Below are 18,346 nucleotides of genomic sequence, written 5' to 3'. Positions count from 1 at the left end.
CAATAACCAATATACCAATAACAAGGAAATAAATGAAATATATGCAAATTTTAAAAGGAAAAAAAATATTACTTGGTGTAACTGGCAGCATTTCTATCTATAAATCTATTGAATTATTAAGACTTTTTGTAAAAAGCGGAGCAAAAGTAAAAATTATTATGACCCAAAGCGCCAAAAGATTTATCTCTCCGCTTACTTTCGAAGCTGCCGGAAGTGAAAAAGTTCTTGATGAAAATAGTGAAGATTGGACTACTAAAAACAACCATATCGGCGTATGTGAAGATTACGATATATTGGTTATCGCGCCCGCAACGGCAAATACGCTAAACAAACTCTCAAACGGTATAGCAGACAATCTTCTTTTACAAACGGCTCTCGCATTTGCCAAACCAAAAATTTTAGCTCCGGCCGCAAATACAAATATGTATAAAAACAACTTTACACAAGCTAGCCTGAAACTTCTAAAACTAAACGGTTACAAAATAGTAGAGCCCCAAACAAAAGAACTTGCTTGCAAAACCGTTGGCGAAGGGGCTTTAGCCGAAGTAAAAACAATCTTTTACGAAACCGCAAGAGAGCTTTTAAAAGATAGTTTTTGGGAAGATAGATACACAATAATTACAGGAAGCGGAACGGTCGAAAAGATAGATGATGTAAGATATCTATCCAATTTTTCAAGCGGAAAACAGGCAAGAGCTCTAGTTATTGCCTTATATCTAAAAGGTGCTAAGGTAGAATTTATAACCACAAAAGATTTTGATGACTTGCCTCCAGTTGAAGTTTTTAAAGTTCAAAGCGCCGAACAGATGTATGAATATCTAAAAGAGAGGATAGAGGTCGCAAAAAAAGGAGTTTTGAAAAAACCAGATCTTATAAACGACCTCTCTACACCAAAGCTTATTCACAAAAAGCCATACCTTTTTATGGCCGCTGCTGTAAGTGATTATAAACCAAAATTTCCGCAAGAGGGTAAACTTAAAAAAGAGATGTTGGGCGAGGAGTGGTGTTTGGAACTGACTAAAAATATAGATATTTTGCAAACTTTAAATAAAGATGGTATTGTCGCAATAGGATTCAAAGCTGAAACCGACGAAGATAAAGCTTTGCAAAACGCCAAAAATATGCTAGAGAAAAAAGATTTGGATGCGGTCTGTTTAAATCTTGTCAAAGGAGCGACAAAATTTGGCAGCGATAAAAACTCTATTGTTTATATCTCAAAAAAGAGAACTTTCCAAAGCCCTTTAAAAGATAAACTCGAGTTATCTTTAGATATATCCGAAATCGTTAAGGAACTAGATGAGTAATACCCCAAGACATATAGCCATCATTATGGACGGGAACGGTAGATGGGCTAAAAAAAGAGGACTTCCAAGAGTTAAGGGACATGAAAAAGGCGCTGAAGTTGTAAGAGAGATAACCACCTACTGCGCCAACCATCCTGAAGTCAAAGTCTTGACACTGTTTGCTTTCAGTACTGAAAACTGGAAGCGCCCTAAACATGAAGTGGAATTTTTAATGAAACTGCTAGAGAAATACTTAAAAAAAGAGCTTCCGTTATATCAAAAAGAGGGAGTTAGGTTTGAAACCATAGGGGATATCTCTCCTTTTAGCGCTTCTTTGAAAGAAAGGATAGAAATAACCAAAGAAGAAACAAAAAACAATGAAAAACTTATACAGGTTTTAGCTCTAAATTATGGTGGCAGAGATGAGATAGTAAGAGCGGCAAATAGAGCTTGCAAAGCGGGTGTCGTCCTAAGTGAAGATAATTTTGACCAGTTTCTTGATACATCCAGACTTGGAGAGGCGGATTTGCTGCTTAGAACTGGAGGAGAAATGAGACTTTCAAACTTTCTTCTTTGGAGAGCCGCTTATGCCGAGCTTTTTTTTATAAAAACTTTGTGGCCGGATTTTACAAAAAAAGAGCTTGAAAATATAATAGACGAGTTTAAAAAAAGAGAGAGACGTTTCGGGGGGATATAGTTGAGTGGAACTGATACAATAATTTTAATATTTATAGCGATTTTAGGCGCAAGCATAGGCTCTTTTTTAAACGTACTAATATATAGAACGCCAAGAGATTTAAACATAGCCTACCCTTCTAGCCACTGTCCACATTGTAACAATAACTTAAAGTGGTATCACAATATACCAATCTTTTCTTGGATATTTTTGCAAGGAAAATGCGCCTACTGCAAAGAGAAAATTTCTTTGAGATACCCCATCGTTGAGTTGTTAAGCGCACTCATATTTTTACTAATTTTTCTCAAAAACGGTGTTAATCCATACTCTTTTTTACTCTCTTTAACATTTGCGTTGCTCCTTGCACTATCTTTGATAGACTTTGAGTATAAAGCGGTGCCAGACTCCATCAACTTAAGCGCCTTAACTCTATCTTTTTTCACTTCACCGACTATTTTACAAAACTTTATAAACGCGTTACTTCTAGCCGGAGCTTTCTCTCTTTTAAGATTTTACGTAAGCTATTACGTTTCCCTAAAAGAAGAGTTTCGTTTAAAACGTAGATTAAAAAGCGCACCTTGGCTAAAGAGCTATTTCCCTCAACCGGTAATGATAGAGGCTATGGGAGAAGGCGACATAATAGTAGCGGCAACCATAGGAGCTGTCTTGGGAGTAAAACTCTCAGTTATTGCAATATTTCTTTCGGCGATTTTGGCTATTCCGGCTTCTATTTTTCTTAAAGTAAGTAAAAAAGAAGTGGAACTGCCTTATATTCCATTTTTAGCAATGGCCTTTTTTACAGTATATCTTTTTGACGAAAAACTCAACACCCTTTTAGAGTGGTTTATCAATGGTTAGACTCGCAAAATATCTCAATAGAAACTTTTCAACTATGTTTTTCTCTCTATTTTTACCGCTATTTTCCATAGCTTCACTTATTTTTTTCGTTAAAATAGTCTCCATAACTTCCGTTATAAAAGTAAACTTTTTTGAGCTTATTCAACTATATCTATACGTATTGCCACAAATTCTCTTTTATACCATTCCAATAGCCTTTTTCGCATCCGCTGTTATGACTCTTTCCAAACTCTCTTACGATTATGAAATGGTAGTTATCTTCAGCCTAGGAATAAAACCGAACAAAATAGCCCATATTTTTGGAAAAACGGCTCTTTTAACAACCTTGACGCTGCTTATATTATCTATAGGAATCATACCTCAGGCTAAACAGATGTATAAAGGATTTATTATTTATAAAAAAGCGGAAGCGGTATTTAACATAAAACCTAGCGAATTTGGTCAAAAATTCGGAGACTGGCTGCTTTTTATAGGAGGGAAAAAAGGAGAAAACAGATTTGAAGATGTGATTTTATACAACCAAAAGGTTATGAACAAAGAGAACTTTATCGTTGCAAAAGAGGCATTGATAGTATCAAATAAAGAGGGTTTAAAATTTGTCCTGAAAAACGGTCGAGGATACACTTACGAAAAAGAAAAATTAACCGAAATCGAATTTGATATGATGACACTGAACGATTTAAGCGTTATCCAGGGAAAAAGATATAAAAACGTTATAGAGTATTGGTTTGAAAGTGTTTCAAACAAAACCAGAGCTTTTGATCTGAGTATATTTACACTTGTTTCTCTATTTCCAGCCATTTCGGTCTTTTTTATTTTAGCCTTTGGCATAATCAACCCCAGATATGAAAAAAATAGAACATACCTTTGGATAATAGCTACTATTGTCTCTTTTTATACTCTATCTTTTGTTCTTTCAAAACAGTTTCCATTTTACGCTATCTTGTTCATATTGCCTTTATGGATAATAACGGGGTATATTTTATATTTTAAAAGAGTCAAAAAGAGGTATTAATGAGAGTCAAATCTATAATAGCTTATGATGGAAGCAGATTTTTCGGATTTCAATCTCAAAAACATACCCAAAAAACAGTAGCCAATACTTTACAAAAGGCGTTAAAGAGTCTGCAAATCCATTCAAAAATCACAGCAAGTGGCAGAACCGATACGGGAGTTCACGCTACGGCGCAGGTGATCCATTTTGACTTGCCCACTTACTGGAGTGACCTAGAGAAACTAAGACTCCATCTAAACAAAAGACTCTTCCCTTCCATCAGAATCAAAAAAATAATGATAGTCTCAGAAGATTTTCACGCAAGATACAGTGCAAAAAGAAGAGCTTACAGATATATCTTAAGTGAACAAGAGCCAAACCCTTTTGAGTCTAATTATGTCACATTTGTTAAAAATATTGATTTCGAAAAGATAAAAGAAGCAATCACTCTCTTTGAGGGGAGATATGATTTTAAATATTTCCAAAAAAGCGGCAGTGATGTAAAAAGCAGTGTAAGAGAAATATATAAAGCGAAACTTTATAAATATAAAAATTACAAAATTTTCTACTTTGAAGCAAACGGTTTTTTAAGAAGCCAGATAAGAATGATGGTAGATTTTTTGCTTAAAATCGGAAAAGGCGAAATGGGTCAAAAAGAGCTAAAAGAACAGCTTTTATGCAAAAAGAAATACTCTACCTCTTTAGCTCCTCCTTACGGATTATATCTTTGTAAAGTTATTTACAATTAACAGATCGTTACAAAAAAACAGCGCTCATATATCCGACTACCGTAGTTTCATCGCCGCTTGCATCCGCACTGGTTCTATAATCGAGTATTCTAGGTTTGAGACCGAGTGTTTTAGCGGCCAATATGATCGCTTCTACCCCAATCTTTCCGCAAGCCTCGCAACCTTGATGAAGCATATCGATATCTAAGTCGTTTACCCCTTTTAAACAGAACCTATCTATCTTTTGAGCCTCTTTTAAAGAGTAGTAGTGGCTTAGATCTGTGCTGATTACGATAGCGTTATTTGGATCGCTTAAAACCTCTATACAGATTTTAGATAGAGTTAGAGGATCTAAATCTCCATAAACCAGCTCTATTACACTTGCGTTACCCATATAGTGCTTAATAAACGGCATCTGAACTTCGGTACTGTGCTCATTGTGAGCCTCTTTGACAAAAGCTATATCAAACAGGGAGGAAAGATATGTTAGATACTCTTTGTCGATCTTTAAATCTCCGCATGGAGTCTCATAACTATCGAAAAAACTTCCACTTATGCCGTTTAGATAAACTCTGTGGCTTGGACCTATCACTACAACTCTCTTTGGGTTAGAGTTGGCAAGAACTCTATAGACGATATTTGCCGTAAAACCGCTATAAATATATCCTGCGTGAGGAGAGATTATAGCTTTTGGCTCAATGTTCCAAACGTCGCTATCACTTAACGCTCTATCTAAAATTACGTTAAAATTTCCTATCATTTCTTCTATATCGTTACATCTACCTGGATAAAAAGCTCCGGCTACGCTTGCCTCTCTAATCATCTTTGTTCCTTTTATGGGCAAAAAATTTCAACAATTTAGCTTCGGCTAACCCTCAAAATTTTTCATCCAAATCTTACACCATCTTTACTTTCTATAAGCTATAAATAGTTTTTAGAGGTGCCCTTATATCAAAACTATCAGTTTATAAACAACTCTTCTTTAGTATAATACAAAAAAATTTTTTATGCAAACCACCTTAAAGGTACCTTTTTGAGCGAAAAAAGCAGATTTAGCGCACTAATAGCAGTAATATCGGTTATAACTCTATATAGATTTTTAGTTCTTTACTCTTCAAATATCGATCTATATATGGACGAAGCCTATTATTGGGGATGGTCTAGAAGTTTCGATTTGGGCTACTACTCAAAACCTCCTATGATCGCCTGGGTTATAGCTCTTTTTACCTCTGTATGCGGTGATAGCGAAATATGTGTAAAACTGCCCGCGCTTATTTTTTATCCTATCACTACTCTTATAATTTACTTTATCGCAAAAGAGCTATTTGACGAAAAGATCGCCTTTTGGAGTGGCGCCGTCTTTATAACCCTACCGGCAGTCTCGCTCTCTTCGATGATCATCTCTACAGACGTTGTTTTACTTCTTTTTTGGTCTTTGACCCTTTTACTCTTTATAAAAGCTTTAAAAACCAACAAAGATATATACTGGATAACAGCTGGTTTTAGTGCGGGTTTTGGTCTTCTTAGCAAATATACAATGATTATTTTCGTTATCAGTGTATTTTTATATATTATTTTTTCCAAAGAAAATAGAAAATTTTTGAAAAATCCAAAACTCTATATGACTATGATTTTGGCAGCCCTTGTTTATATGCCAAATCTCATCTGGAACTACAGACACCATTTTGTAAGTTTTTTGCATACAAAAGAGATAAGCGAGATAGATAGAGATCTTTTTCATTTCGATAAGATGTTTGAGTTTTTAGGAGCGCAATTTGGAGTTTTTGGGCCTATCTTCTTTGCAGTTTTGCTGTTTTTGATTTTCAAACCTTTCATAAAAGATGATAGGTTTAGACTCTTATACTCTTTTACGTTACCTTTTTTAGGTATTATCACTTTGCAAAGCTTTTTAAGCCGTGCCTTTGCCAACTGGGCGGCTCCCACATATATAGCGGCTACAATACTGGTTGCGGCATATCTTATCTATAAAAATAGAGTCTCAGTTTTAAAGGTAGGTATCGCCGTAAACATAGTTTTGGCTCTTGTAGTCTATCATTATCATGCTCTTGCAAACATTTTAAATATCGAACTCACCTCCAAAAATGATCCCTATAAAAGAGTTCTTGGATGGAGCAAACTTGCAAACGAAGTATCTAAAGTCTTAAATGAGTATCCTAAGGCAAAGCTGCTCACAGATGATAGAGAGATTATGGCTCAGCTTATCTACTACATAAAACCTCATCCTTTTGATGCAGGTTTTTGGAATCCTCATAGAAAACTTAGAAACCATTACGATCTAACTATTGATCTAAACGGATATAGAGGAGAAGATTTTATATTTGTTACTAAAAGATCATCTATACCGGACGTTATTTCAAGATTTGAAGAATCAAAAAAAATAGGAACAATTAAAATAAGACTTTATAAAGACTATGTAAGAGTGTATCATATCTTTTATCTTCAAGGGTTTAAAGGGTATTAGTGTGGAGATAAAAAAGTTTGATATTTTTATGATAATTCTTTTTTTATTAACAGGAGTTCTTTTTTTGATATATCCGCAAATAGATATAAAAATTAGTTCATATTTTTATAAAGATAGTGCCGGATTTTATCTTGCCAATACTACTTTTGCAAAATTAATCTATAAAGCAACCATAATCTTAACGGCAAGTTTTTCCATCGCTCTTTTGGTTTTGTTTATTGCCGATACTGTTTTTAAAAAAGAGTTTTTGGGAGTTAAAAAAAAGGTTATCGCTTATCTTCTTATAATCCTTATATTGGGTCCAGGTCTCATTGTAAATATGATTTTCAAAAACAACTGGGGTAGAGCCAGACCCGTACAAATAGAGCAGTTTGGCGGAGAAAAAAAGTTTACGCCTCCTTTTATAAAAACAGACCAATGCGAAAAAAACTGCTCATTTACCAGCGGACACGCAGCCGCCGCATTCTTTTTTATTGCTTTAGTGCCTCTTTTTAGAGATAAAAAAACCAAGATTTTAGCCGCTTTAGCCGCAATCTCATGGGGAGTCATTGTAGGTTTTGTGAGAATTTTACAAGGGGGACATTTTTTAAGCGATGTGATATTTAGTGCCTTTTTTGTCTATTTTACAGCAAGAGTAGTTTACTATTTTATATTTGAGAGAAAAAGATGAGATATTTAGTACTTTTTTTAGCCATTTTAACGATTATTGTATCTATTTTCTTTTTTGATAAAGATATAGCAATATTTTTTGAAAAGAATAGAGATTTAAGAGATTTTTTCGAGATCGTCACTTTTTTTGGAAGAGCTGAACTATACTTAATTCCCTCTTTATTAGTTTACCTAATATACCGCAAAAAAGAGCTTATAAAAAGATACGCTTTTTTTGTTTTTTCAAGCGTTGCCTTATCCGGAGTAGTAGTAAATATTTTGAAAATCATCTTTGCAAGATATCGTCCAAAGATGCTCTTTAGCGAAAACCTATACGGCTTTAGCTGGTTTGACGTGGGATACAACGTAGCTTCATTTCCTTCAGGTCATACCACGATAGCATTTGCCGCTATGGTATCTCTTTCTTTTGTCTGGCCAAAATTCAGATATATTTTCTTATCTTTAGCAACGCTTATTGGATTTAGCCGAATTGTTTTAGATGCCCATTACCTCAGCGATGTTTTGGCGGGAGCTCTTCTTGGGAGTATTACTTCTTATATAATTTATAAAAAACTTTTCAGGAATAATCATGGGTAAAATTTTAAGATATAAAGATTTTTTGCTAGCTCTGGCCATATTTTTGAGTTTTTTTGCAACGCTTTCTTTCGCTCCGCTTTTTGATCTAGACGAAGGAGCTTTCAGCGAAGCAACTAGAGAGATGCTACAAAACGGTAACTTCATCACAACTTACTTAAACGGGGAGCTGAGATTTGACAAACCTATTCTAATCTACTGGCTACAAGCTATAAGCGTTAAGATATTTGGACTAAATGAGTTTGCTTTCAGACTCCCTTCAGCAATAGCAGCAACTTTTTGGGCACTTGGGATCTACTGGTTTGCAAGAAGATATTTTGAGGAACAAACTGCGTTTTTGGCAACTTTTTTGATGATAACCTCTTTACAGATTACCATTATCGCAAAAGCGGCCATCGCCGATGCACTTTTAAATATGTTCATAGCCTACTCTATGTTTTTTGTCTATCTCTATCTCGATAAAAAAGATAAAAAATATCTCTATCTAGCTTTTGGTGCCATAGGTTTTGGAGTTTTGACAAAAGGACCTGTAGCTATCTTGATACCTCTTGCGGTAACTTTTATCTATCTTTTAATAAAAAAAGATCTAAAACTCTTTTTTAAAACCGTTTTCAATCCCATTGGACTAATTATATTTTCAGCTATAGCCCTACCATGGTACATTTTAGAATATATGGATCAGGGAATGAAGTTTATCGAAGGATTTTTTCTAAAACACAATATCTCCCGTTTCAAAACATCTTTTGAAGGACACGGGGGTTCACTTTTTTATTACGTTCCGGTAGTGCTAGCGGGTATTTTACCCTACACGACTCTCTTTTTAAAAGCGATATCAAAAGTAAAAACATGGTTTAGAAACGATCTTTATCTTTTTTTTGGAATATGGTTTTTATTCGTTTTTCTTTTCTTCTCCTTTTCCGGAACCAAACTCCCTCATTATGTGATCTACGGGTATACACCGCTCTTTTTTATAATGGCAATCTATCTTAAAGATATCAAAAACGACCTTTTATATATGCTTCCAGCTCTGATTCTCTTTTTAATACTTCTTTTCTTACCGGAAATCGCACTTGCTATTAAAGATAACGTAAAAGACGAGTTTGCAAAAGAGATCATTAAAGAATCACCAATCTATTTTACGCTGACATATAGGCTGTTTTTCGGTTTTTCTATCCTTTTTTTGATATCTCTTAGCTTTAATAAACATTTTGATAAAATTACAAAATCGGTATTACTCGGTTTTTTGTCTGTTATAGCCATAAACTTTTTCGTAATACCTACATACGGCAAAATAGCTCAGCTTCCTATAAAAGAAGCTGCACTAATAGCTAAAAAATATGATTACGACGTAGTTATGTATAAACTAAATACGCCAAGTTTCATTCTCTATAGTGAAAAATTTGTAAAAAAAAGAGCACCGAAATCTGGCGATATAGTTTTGACTAAAATAACCGCATTAAAAAATATAGAAAATTACAAAATTATTTATAAAAAGAACGGAATTGCTTTAATAAAGGTAGAAAAATGAAAAAACTCTCTGTTGTTATTCCGGTAATGAACGAAGAAGAAAATATCAAGCCCCTTTTTAAAGCTTTAAGAGAGGCGCTTGAAGGAATCGATTATGAACTTATCTTCGTTGATGACGGCTCTAGTGACAAAACGGTAGAAAAAATAAAAGAAGAAGCAGACGAAAGATGTAAACTGATAGTCTTTAACAGAAACTTTGGTCAAACTACGGCAATGGCAGCAGGAATTGATGCGGCAGAAGGAGAGCTTATAGCCACTATTGACGGAGATTTGCAAAACGATCCTAGAGATATCCCTATAATGATGGAAAAACTAGAAAAAGAAGGCTGGGACGTCGTCGCCGGGATCAGAGCAAAAAGACAAGATGGGCTTGTTCTTAGAAAAATCCCAAGCAAAATAGCAAACTGGATCATTAGAAAATCAACAGGCGTATATATAAGTGATTACGGCTGTACTTTGAAACTTTTTAAAAAAGATGTGGCTAAAAATCTAGGTCTTTACGGTGAACTACATAGATTTATCCCAGTTTTAGCCGAACTTTACGGAGCCAAAATGACTGAAATGCCAGTACGTCACCATCCAAGAATTCATGGTGTAAGTAAATACGGCATAGGAAGAACATTTAAAGTTATAAGTGATCTAATGCTTATGCTTTTTTTCCAAAAATACGCAACAAAACCTATGCACCTTTTTGGAACTTTAGGTTTTGGTATGTTTGGTGTGGGAATGCTTATAAACTTTTATCTTTTTATATTGAAACTTTTTGGAAGCGATATAGGCGGAAGGCCTCTTTTGCTTCTTGGAATAATGCTAACATTGGGGGGTATCCAGCTTATAACCACTGGATTTTTAGCTGAAATTATGATGAGAACATACTATGAGTCTCAAAATAAAAAACCGTATGTTATAAAAGAGATTTTCATAGGGAAAAATAGTCGTTAAATACTGGATATCGAAAGTTGAAAAAGAGTATAAAAACAGCCGTTAAAATTGCCATATCTTTTATTTTACTATTTTTCGTCCTATCAAACATAGACACTAAAAAACTTGTATCTATCTTAAAAGAGGTAGATTTTTTTTGGCTTATTTTAGCTTTTATAGCTTTTAACATATCAAAGATTGTAAGCTCTATTAGGCTAAATTACTACTTTAAAGATCTAAATATAGAGTTAACGCAGATAGAGAACCTAAGACTATATTACGTAGGAATGTTTTACAATCTCTTTTTGCCTGGAGGCATAGGCGGAGACGGATATAAGATATATCTTTTGAGAAAAAAATTTCAAACTCCAGTGATATCTTTGGTAAATGCAACATTAATAGATCGTATTAGTGGACTAGTAGCACTTCTCTTTCTATGCGCAATACTCTTTTTTTTTAGCTCATTTACAAAACTTTTCGAACAGTTAGGTTTTTTAGCTCTTATATGCGCTCTTTTAGCATATCCAATATTTTTATATCTTCACAAAAAACTTTTTAAAAATTTTCTTACTTATCTAAAAGAGACTACTATTTTAGGGTTTATAGTTCAGGCACTGCAGTTAATATGTGCATACTTTATCATCAAAGCCCTACCCCAAACCCCTCCTATAATCGACTTTTTAACTCTTTTTCTTATCTCCTCGGTCGTAGCCGTTTTACCTCTTACCGTAGGCGGAGTGGGAGCAAGGGAGCTCACTTTTCTCTACGGTCTTAAACTAATTGGCCAAGATCCGGCTAGCGGAGTGGCATTTTCTTTTATATTTTTTTTGATAACACTTATATCTTCCTCAATCGGAATATTTTTTATACATAAACCGTTGATAAAATCAGATTGATCTATCTTTTTTAGGAAAAAACTTCACTATCGAATATCCCTCATCACTGATACGTTCTGCATTTTTATCGAACTCATAATCCTCAAAATGATCATTAAGCACTGTCGCTAAATATTTTAGTCTATCTTCTATTATCATATCCAAAAACTCTTTTTTCAAAAACGTGTATAGATCCTCTTCACCCATTTTACATCTATCGTGAAGTTTTTTGATATTTTCTTTACTCAAATCTAATTTATCTTTTTTCATATACACCCTTCTATAACAAAGTAGCTACAAAAACTCTCTCTTTTGAAATTATAGTGTAATAATCTCTTCCTATTATTTCGAAAAAGGAGAAAAATGAAAAAACTAAAAGATTATTTTGAAGTACTAGTTGCAAGTTTTATTTTTGCCGCTATACTCATTACAAAAAGTGATTTTTACAACACTGTTATAGTGCTTTTGGAATTTATAGTTATCATCGAAGTTATTCAGATGATATTTATTTTTTTTAAAAAGCAAAGAGTAAAAATACGATATATGGTAGACACCTCTATCATCTACTCCATAAGAGAACTTCTTATAGCGTTCATCCACCAAAATATTGACCATATAAGAGTTACGGTTTTACTATCTATAATTTTTGCTCTTTTTTTGCTGAGATATCTCTCAATTAAAATCACTTATACCGTAACTTCACAAAATCAGCCATAAAAACTACTTTACTTTATGTAACTTAACAAAATTTCAAAGAATCTTTTTTACCTCTTTTTTGTTAAAAAGTATCAAACTATCTTCAAACCCTTCTTTAATTTCACCATTTTCTTTACCTAAAATTTTTGCCGGATTTTGACATATAAGTTTTAAAAGTTGTGAAAAAGTAAGAATTTTACTTTCAACTAAAGTTTTATAAAGAGTTTGAAGATAATCTCCTATGGCATCAACCCCAAAAGCCGCCTCATCGAAACTTATATCTTTTTGAACGGTGGATTTTGGAGAGTGAAGAGATGTTAAAAAGTCTATATCTCCCTCTTTTAGATGTTTTAGAAGTTTTTGGTGGTTTTTTTCATCTCTCAAAGGAGGATCGATTTTTGCAGTCGTATTATATCCTTCACACTCTTTGTCAGTTTTTAGAAGATGATGAATAGATACTTCCGCATAAACTCTGATTCCCTCCTCTTTTGCTTTTTTAATAAGCTCTATACTTCTTGAAACCGATAAAGATTTAAAGACTACCTCAACATCGTAATATTTAGCAAATTCTATAATTTTGGCAACCTCGCTTACCTCTTCCATCTCGTTTATACCGCCGAGCCCCAATCTTGAAGAGATCTCTCCTTCGTGCATTACCCCTACACTTTTTATAGAAGCATTTCTTGCCCTGCAATGAAGAGGAACATTATACATTTTTGCATACTCAAAAATTCTGCATATCAAAAAAGAGTCTATATCCGAGTAGAAAAACGGTGCAACAGCCCCCTTCTTCAAAAGTATGGCAATTTCGGACATACTTTGAGAATCATCTCCCATAGTCGCTTTTATCATAGGCAATATTTCACAAAAATTCTTGAATTCGTTTTCAGATTTGATAAACTCCAAGATTATCTCATTATCTAGAGCGGGATTTAAATCTGGATTTAAAACAACGGTTGTAACCCCACCATTTAATGCATCTTTTGATAATTTCCTTATATTTTGAACGTTAACTTTGTCATCACAAAATTTTACATTCAGATCAACAAGTCCAGGTAGCAAATAAGCGCCGTTTGCATCATAAATCTCATCATCTTTTAGATTATTGCCAATTTTTTCTATTTTTTTATTTTTTACTAAAACATCACTTTCATAAGTACCATGTATATCTACTATCTTGGCATTTTTTATTACCATTTTTATCCTCACATCTATTTGAAATATAGCTCTAATTATATCTAATAAATCAATAACTAACGACTAAAAACTTCACTCATCTTCTTATACTCTTTTAACTTTTCAAGGAAAACTTTAGCGGTAGCGGCTCCAACAAGCTGTCTGCCAATCTTTTTGCCATTTTTGTCCAAAAAGTAAAATGTAGGCGTTCCAAAAGCTTTCAACCCTAACGATTTGGCTATGTCTATATCAATCTTTACAGGAATAAAAAAGTTTTCTACAAACTCCGAAAGTTTTTGATCTTCAAAAGCAACCTCATCCATATATTCACAGGCTTCACACCCCTTTTGTTCAACCATAACCATAATCGGTTTACTCTCTTTTTTGGCTAACTCTTTTGCTTTTTGTAAACTATCGACCCAATCAAAATCCGCCGCAAAAAGGAAAACTGTTATCATCAAAATAGCAAAAATTCTCATAATCTCCTCCAATAATTAACGATTATTTACCTAATGACTTCTTTACATCTTTCAGTATCTTCAAAAACAGTTCCGGTTCTTTATATCCTATAACTCTATACTTTTTTAACTCTTTTCCATCTTTAAAAAAGAGTATTGCGGGAGGACCAAATACAGAAAACTTTTTCAAAAGTTCTCTGTTTTCTTTAGAGTTAGCCGTAACATCGGCTTTAACAAACATAAAATCCTCAAACTCTTTTCTAACCCTCTCATCCGCAAAAGTAATGTGCTCTAGCTCTTTACAACTTACACACCAATCTGCATAAAAATCTAATAGTACTGGTTTGTCGCTACTTTTAAGTATCTCTTGAAGCTCTTTTATAGAGTATATCTTTTTAAAGTTACTCTCTTTTTTAGTGGTCTTAGTCACAATAGAAGTTTTTTGTTTCAAAACTTTCAAAGGATCAAAAAGATTGCTAGCACCGGTAAAAGCGCCGAAAAACAAAAAGAGCCCGTAAACGAACATAAGCATTCCAACACTTTTTTTGAGATACTCAAACCAGTGAGAACCTTTTTCTATATTTTCAAAAACTCTAAGATATATAGCACTTCCTATAAACAAAGCTGCCCATAAAAGAAGCGTAACTGACGGTGGCAAGATTCTTTCTATCATCCAGATAGCGACTCCAAGCATCACTACGCCAAAAACTTTTGAAACTCCGGTCATCCAAGGTCCTGGTTTTGGCATAAATTTTCCAGCTCCAGTCCCTATAAGCAAAAGCGGAGCCCCCATACCCATACTAAGAGAAAAAAGTGCAAGACCTCCCAGTAAAGCGTCACCGGTTTGTCCTATGTAGATAAGTGCACCCGCAAGTGGAGGAGCCACGCAAGGCCCCACTATCAAGGCTGATAAAAAGCCCATTATAGCAACACCTATAACTCCTCCTCTGCTTCCTGCTTCATCACTTTTTTTAGTAAGTTTTGTCTGTAAAGATGCCGGCAAGCCGATTTCGTAAAATCCGAACATACTAAATGCCAAAGCAACAAAAATGAGAGCAAAAATCGAAATTATCCACGGATTTTGAAACGCAGCTTGTATATTGGAACCAAAAAGTCCGGCTAAAACGCCGGCTACAGTGTAAGTCAAAGCCATTGCCAAAACATAAACGAGAGAGTAGATAAAAGCCTTTTTGACGGTTATATTTTTAGCTCCAATGATAATCGAAGACAGAATAGGAATCATAGGAAAAACACAAGGAGTAAGAGCCAGTAAAAGTCCAAATCCAAAAAAGGTTATCAAAACAACCCACAAACTCTCGTTTTTCAAAGTTGAAGCAATCTTCTCCTCTTCACTAGCCACACTTTTTTGTTTCTTATCTTCAAATATCTCACTTTTTTGGCTCTTTTTTATCTCAAAAACATAATCTTTTTCCATAGGTGCGTAGCAAAGCCCGGCTTTTGAACACCCTTGATAGGAAAGTTTTAGTTTTATCTTTCCTTCAGGAAGTTCGCTAAAAGGGATTTTGAATTTAAGTTCATTAAAATATACCTTAGTATCATGAAAATCCTCTGCCGGAGGAAGTTTTAATAAAATATTTTTCCTTTTGGGCTCTATTAGTTCAACTTTTACTTTATCTTGATAAAGATAGATATCTTTGGCCAATTTTATTCGAACTAAGAAAGCGTTCTTCTCTTTTACTATGCTAGGTTTAAAAGCAACTTCTGGCTCTATTATCTCTCTATCCAACCCTGCGGGAGTAAATGCAAAAAGATAAGAGTAAAAAAATAGAGTAAAAATAGTTAGAAATTTTTTCATACTAGACTCCAAGTATTAGTTTTTATTATAATAGCGTCAAAAAGTTTACTTTATACTCTTTAATTTAATTAGAAGTTAATGTTATTTTAACCAAATTTGCTTTAGTCTTATATATAGACAGTCAAATATTTTTAGGTTGTTAATCACAACAAAATATAAAAGGAAAATTTTATGCCAAATAGACTTATAAACGAACATTCACCTTATCTACAGCAACACGCAAACAATCCGGTAGATTGGTATCCATGGTGTGAAGAAGCTTTTGAAAAAGCGAAAAAAGAGAATAAGCCCATCTTTTTATCTATAGGATACAGTAGCTGCCACTGGTGTCATATGATGGAGAAAGAAGTTTTTGAAAATGAAAAAATAGGCCAAATTTTAAATGAACACTTCATAAGCATAAAACTAGACCGTGAAGAAAGACCAGATATAGATAAATATTACCAGGAAGTTTACCAACTTTTAAACCAAAGAGCTGGAGGATGGCCTCTTAGTATTTTTATGACACCTCAAAAAGAGCCTTTTTTTGCCGGAACCTATATACCACCCGAACCTAGATACAACATGATGGGTTTTAAGCAGCTTATAGAAAAAATCATTGAGGTATGGCAAAAAGACCCAGAGGAAATTTTATCTCAAGCTAAAGAGATAACAAAATATTTAAAATGTGCCGATAGTCCCAAAAAAGCGGTTAAACTAGAACTTTCCATAATAGATAAGTTTATAAAATCGGTCTCTTCAATATATGATCCTAAAAACGGGGGTTTTAGCTCAAAACCTAAATTTCCTCAAACCTCCATCATAAATACTCTTTTAAAAATTTATCAGCTAAATGAAAATGAAGAGGCTCTTAAAATGGCTACAAATACTCTCAAAAATATGGCAAAAGGAGGTATTAGAGATTTGATAGATGGCGGTTTTTGCAGATACAGCGTTGATGAAAAGTGGCTGGTACCCCATTTTGAGAAGATGACGTACGACAACGCTCTTATAGCAAACAGTTACTTAAATGCCTATTTTGCTACAAAGGAGGAGTTTTATAAAGATATTGGGTACGAGATAATAGAGTTTATGGAAAAAAAGATGCAAGAGAGTGCGCTTTTTTACAGTGCAAGCGATGCTGATAGCGAAGGAGAAGAAGGAAAATATTTCGTTTACGAATATGAAGAGGTTGTAGAAAAATTAAAAAAGGACGGATTTAGTGATAATGAGATAGAAGAGATCTTAAAGAGGCTTTCGGTTACAAAAAAAGGGAATTTCGAAGGTAAAAATATAATTAGATTGGAATGCGAAAATTTTGAGCATAAAGATAGAGTTTTTAAATCTTTAAAAGAGATAAGAGAAAAAAGAGAGTATCCATTTATCGATAAAAAAGTTATAACTTCATGGAATGCGATGATGATAGCCACTCTCTATAAAGCAGCCCGAATAGACAATAGATTTTTTGAAATGGCTGAAGAGTCAATGAAAAAGCTTATAGAAAAGATGTATATAGACGATAAACTATACCATGTAGCTATGTTAGACAAAGAACCCAAAATAGAAGCATTTTTAGAAGATTACGCGTATCTAGCATACGCTCTTCTTGAAGCGTACAAAACAACCCTAAATGAAGAGTATCTAGCTTTAAGTGTAAAATTGACAAACGATGCATTAGTTGATTATTGGAGTGAGGGAAAGTGGTATTTTAGTAAAGGCGAATTTAAAACCGACGCGGACTATACAGACGCCACTTATCCAAGTAGTGCGGCTATGATGGTTAGTGTTATGTTGAGTTTAGGTTCTATATTTGATGAAAAATATAAAAAATTCTCATTTATCACTTTAGAGTATTACAGCGAAAAGATATATAAGTTTTTACCATACTGCGCTCTTTTTGTAGAAGATATTATAAGATTTTTAAAAGATGACTTGGTAATTAAAGCAAGAGAGGAAAAGATAGTTGATTGTATAAACAAGATCGACTTTATACACCCATTTACTCTCTTAAAAGAGGAGGAGATAAAGGATATTGTGTTCTGTAACTCTTTTAGCTGTTTTGCATCTGTAAGTGATTGCAACAAAGCCCTTGAAAAATTAAAGGAGCTAAAGTGATTCAAGAAGCAATTTTGGGAGGAGGCTGCTTTTGGTGTTTAGAAGCAATATTTAAAAGAATAAAGGGTGTAAAAGAGGTTATAAGCGGCTATAGCGGCGGAAAAAGAAAAAATCCCACATACGAACAAGTTTGTAGCGCGGCGACCGGTCATGCAGAAGTGGTAAAGATAATTTTTGACGATAATATTATTAGTTACGAAGAGCTTTTGGAGATCTTTTTTTCTATACACGATCCAACACAACTAAATAGACAAGGAGTCGATATAGGAACCCAATATAGAAGCGTTATTTTTCCTCTAAACGAGTCTCAAGAAAAAATAGCCAAAGAGGTTATAGAAAAGCTAAATCCAAAATTTAACAACAAAATCGTCACTACAATAGAGCCTTTTGAAGCGTTTTACGAAGCCGAAGAGTATCATCAAAACTATTATGATAATAATCCTTATCAAGATTATTGTCAAGTTGTTATAGCTCCAAAACTGCAGAAGTTTTTAAGAGAATTTGAAGATAAAGTCTGACA

Annotated in this window: 19 protein-coding genes; 14 read left to right on the top strand and 5 right to left on the bottom strand. The window is 33.9% G+C overall.

All coding sequences use genetic code 11. The annotated features are described in order from the left end of the window. The first annotated feature begins 32 nt into the window (after nucleotides 1-32). From coaBC to truA, 5 genes are read left to right on the top strand one after another with little or no spacing between them, the layout of a single operon-like run. The gene (gene coaBC, locus NIL_RS03460) at nucleotides 33-1,304 is read left to right on the top strand and encodes a bifunctional phosphopantothenoylcysteine decarboxylase/phosphopantothenate--cysteine ligase CoaBC (RefSeq protein WP_187648229.1); all 1,272 of its coding nucleotides are present in this window, start codon (nucleotides 33-35) and stop codon (nucleotides 1,302-1,304) included. Further along, nucleotides 1,297-1,980 (top strand): di-trans,poly-cis-decaprenylcistransferase, encoded by a 684-nt coding sequence (locus tag NIL_RS03455; RefSeq protein WP_187648228.1) that lies wholly within the window; start codon nucleotides 1,297-1,299, stop codon nucleotides 1,978-1,980. Before coaBC ends, NIL_RS03455 begins: the two co-directional genes overlap by 8 nt. Continuing rightward, complete coding sequence (locus NIL_RS03450; protein ID WP_197972129.1) at nucleotides 1,981-2,817, top strand: prepilin peptidase; 837 nt, start codon at nucleotides 1,981-1,983, stop codon at nucleotides 2,815-2,817. Next, complete coding sequence (locus tag NIL_RS03445; RefSeq protein WP_187648227.1) at nucleotides 2,810-3,832, top strand: LptF/LptG family permease; 1,023 nt, start codon at nucleotides 2,810-2,812, stop codon at nucleotides 3,830-3,832. Before NIL_RS03450 ends, NIL_RS03445 begins: the two co-directional genes overlap by 8 nt. After that, a complete protein-coding gene (gene truA / locus NIL_RS03440; RefSeq protein WP_187648226.1) occupies nucleotides 3,832-4,560 on the top strand; it encodes a tRNA pseudouridine(38-40) synthase TruA in 729 nt (242 codons plus the stop codon). Before NIL_RS03445 ends, truA begins: the two co-directional genes overlap by 1 nt. Nucleotides 4,561-4,567: 7 nt before the next feature. On the opposite strand, the gene amrB is transcribed toward truA, so the two are convergent. Further along, nucleotides 4,568-5,362, bottom strand: coding sequence for an AmmeMemoRadiSam system protein B (gene amrB, locus NIL_RS03435; RefSeq protein WP_187648225.1), 795 nt, complete (start codon nucleotides 5,360-5,362; stop codon nucleotides 4,568-4,570). Between the two features lie 210 nt (nucleotides 5,363-5,572). Here amrB and NIL_RS03430 point away from each other — a divergent pair, with 210 nt between their 5' ends. The 6 genes from NIL_RS03430 to NIL_RS03405 are packed head-to-tail and all read left to right on the top strand — an operon-like array spanning nucleotide 5,573 to nucleotide 11,607. Beyond that, nucleotides 5,573-7,021: an ArnT family glycosyltransferase gene (locus NIL_RS03430; protein WP_187648224.1), complete on the top strand. Its 1,449-nt coding sequence runs from the start codon at nucleotides 5,573-5,575 to the stop codon at nucleotides 7,019-7,021. A 1-nt stretch (nucleotide 7,022) separates the two neighbouring features. Beyond that, nucleotides 7,023-7,691 (top strand): phosphatase PAP2 family protein, encoded by a 669-nt coding sequence (locus NIL_RS03425; protein ID WP_187648223.1) that lies wholly within the window; start codon nucleotides 7,023-7,025, stop codon nucleotides 7,689-7,691. Continuing rightward, nucleotides 7,688-8,266: a phosphatase PAP2 family protein gene (locus NIL_RS03420; protein WP_187648222.1), complete on the top strand. Its 579-nt coding sequence runs from the start codon at nucleotides 7,688-7,690 to the stop codon at nucleotides 8,264-8,266. Before NIL_RS03425 ends, NIL_RS03420 begins: the two co-directional genes overlap by 4 nt. Continuing rightward, a complete protein-coding gene (locus NIL_RS03415) occupies nucleotides 8,259-9,791 on the top strand; it encodes an ArnT family glycosyltransferase (protein ID WP_187648221.1) in 1,533 nt (510 codons plus the stop codon). Before NIL_RS03420 ends, NIL_RS03415 begins: the two co-directional genes overlap by 8 nt. Beyond that, nucleotides 9,788-10,732, top strand: coding sequence for a glycosyltransferase family 2 protein (locus NIL_RS03410; RefSeq protein WP_187648220.1), 945 nt, complete (start codon nucleotides 9,788-9,790; stop codon nucleotides 10,730-10,732). Before NIL_RS03415 ends, NIL_RS03410 begins: the two co-directional genes overlap by 4 nt. Before the next feature lie 17 nt (nucleotides 10,733-10,749). After that, nucleotides 10,750-11,607 carry a lysylphosphatidylglycerol synthase transmembrane domain-containing protein gene (locus NIL_RS03405; RefSeq protein WP_187648219.1) on the top strand — a complete coding sequence of 286 codons (858 nt, stop codon included), beginning with the start codon at nucleotides 10,750-10,752 and terminating at the stop codon, nucleotides 11,605-11,607. Here the strand turns inward: NIL_RS03405 and NIL_RS03400 are convergent. Next, the gene (locus tag NIL_RS03400; RefSeq protein WP_187648218.1) at nucleotides 11,599-11,856 is read right to left on the bottom strand and encodes a hypothetical protein; all 258 of its coding nucleotides are present in this window, start codon (nucleotides 11,854-11,856) and stop codon (nucleotides 11,599-11,601) included. The genes NIL_RS03405 and NIL_RS03400 overlap by 9 nt on opposite strands. Nucleotides 11,857-11,949: 93 nt before the next feature. Between NIL_RS03400 and NIL_RS03395 the strand changes: the two genes are divergently transcribed. Next, nucleotides 11,950-12,303: a phosphate-starvation-inducible PsiE family protein gene (locus NIL_RS03395; RefSeq protein WP_187648217.1), complete on the top strand. Its 354-nt coding sequence runs from the start codon at nucleotides 11,950-11,952 to the stop codon at nucleotides 12,301-12,303. Between the two features lie 33 nt (nucleotides 12,304-12,336). On the opposite strand, the gene NIL_RS03390 is transcribed toward NIL_RS03395, so the two are convergent. Genes NIL_RS03390 through dsbD form a run of 3 tightly spaced genes read right to left on the bottom strand, consistent with a single transcriptional unit; the run spans nucleotide 12,337 to nucleotide 15,732 of the window. After that, nucleotides 12,337-13,479 (bottom strand): amidohydrolase family protein, encoded by a 1,143-nt coding sequence (locus tag NIL_RS03390; protein WP_187648216.1) that lies wholly within the window; start codon nucleotides 13,477-13,479, stop codon nucleotides 12,337-12,339. 56 nt (nucleotides 13,480-13,535) lie between these two features. Next, on the bottom strand, nucleotides 13,536-13,937 hold the full coding sequence (locus tag NIL_RS03385) for a thioredoxin family protein (protein ID WP_187648215.1): 402 nt from the start codon (nucleotides 13,935-13,937) through the stop codon (nucleotides 13,536-13,538). A gap of 22 nt (nucleotides 13,938-13,959) precedes the next feature. After that, complete coding sequence (gene dsbD / locus NIL_RS03380; protein ID WP_187648214.1) at nucleotides 13,960-15,732, bottom strand: protein-disulfide reductase DsbD; 1,773 nt, start codon at nucleotides 15,730-15,732, stop codon at nucleotides 13,960-13,962. Between the two features lie 171 nt (nucleotides 15,733-15,903). Here dsbD and NIL_RS03375 point away from each other — a divergent pair, with 171 nt between their 5' ends. Continuing rightward, entirely contained in the window at nucleotides 15,904-17,826 is a 1,923-nt protein-coding gene (locus NIL_RS03375) for a thioredoxin domain-containing protein (RefSeq protein ID WP_187648213.1), read from the top strand. Beyond that, nucleotides 17,826-18,344 (top strand): peptide-methionine (S)-S-oxide reductase MsrA, encoded by a 519-nt coding sequence (gene msrA, locus NIL_RS03370; protein WP_197972155.1) that lies wholly within the window; start codon nucleotides 17,826-17,828, stop codon nucleotides 18,342-18,344. Before NIL_RS03375 ends, msrA begins: the two co-directional genes overlap by 1 nt. Nucleotides 18,345-18,346: the final 2 nt, after the last annotated feature.

Source organism: Nitrosophilus labii (assembly GCF_014466985.1).
Lineage (GTDB): Bacteria > Campylobacterota > Campylobacteria > Campylobacterales > Nitratiruptoraceae > Nitrosophilus_A > Nitrosophilus_A labii.
This window is presented reverse-complemented; position numbering and strand designations above follow the sequence as displayed.

Bases quoted from the DNA above. Each gene is read 5' to 3' on its own strand.
- coaBC (WP_187648229.1), top strand. From the start codon at position 33: ATGAAATATATGCAAATTTTAAAAGGAAAAAAAATATTACTTGGTGTA.
- NIL_RS03455 (WP_187648228.1), top strand. From the start codon at position 1,297: ATGAGTAATACCCCAAGACATATAGCCATCATTATGGACGGGAACGGT.
- NIL_RS03445 (WP_187648227.1), top strand. From the start codon at position 2,810: ATGGTTAGACTCGCAAAATATCTCAATAGAAACTTTTCAACTATGTTT.
- truA (WP_187648226.1), top strand. From the start codon at position 3,832: ATGAGAGTCAAATCTATAATAGCTTATGATGGAAGCAGATTTTTCGGA.
- amrB (WP_187648225.1), bottom strand. From the start codon at position 5,362: ATGATTAGAGAGGCAAGCGTAGCCGGAGCTTTTTATCCAGGTAGATGT.
- NIL_RS03420 (WP_187648222.1), top strand. From the start codon at position 7,688: ATGAGATATTTAGTACTTTTTTTAGCCATTTTAACGATTATTGTATCT.
- NIL_RS03415 (WP_187648221.1), top strand. From the start codon at position 8,259: ATGGGTAAAATTTTAAGATATAAAGATTTTTTGCTAGCTCTGGCCATA.
- NIL_RS03410 (WP_187648220.1), top strand. From the start codon at position 9,788: ATGAAAAAACTCTCTGTTGTTATTCCGGTAATGAACGAAGAAGAAAAT.
- NIL_RS03400 (WP_187648218.1), bottom strand. From the start codon at position 11,856: ATGAAAAAAGATAAATTAGATTTGAGTAAAGAAAATATCAAAAAACTT.
- NIL_RS03395 (WP_187648217.1), top strand. From the start codon at position 11,950: ATGAAAAAACTAAAAGATTATTTTGAAGTACTAGTTGCAAGTTTTATT.
- NIL_RS03390 (WP_187648216.1), bottom strand. From the start codon at position 13,479: ATGGTAATAAAAAATGCCAAGATAGTAGATATACATGGTACTTATGAA.
- NIL_RS03385 (WP_187648215.1), bottom strand. From the start codon at position 13,937: ATGAGAATTTTTGCTATTTTGATGATAACAGTTTTCCTTTTTGCGGCG.
- dsbD (WP_187648214.1), bottom strand. From the start codon at position 15,732: ATGAAAAAATTTCTAACTATTTTTACTCTATTTTTTTACTCTTATCTT.
- NIL_RS03375 (WP_187648213.1), top strand. From the start codon at position 15,904: ATGCCAAATAGACTTATAAACGAACATTCACCTTATCTACAGCAACAC.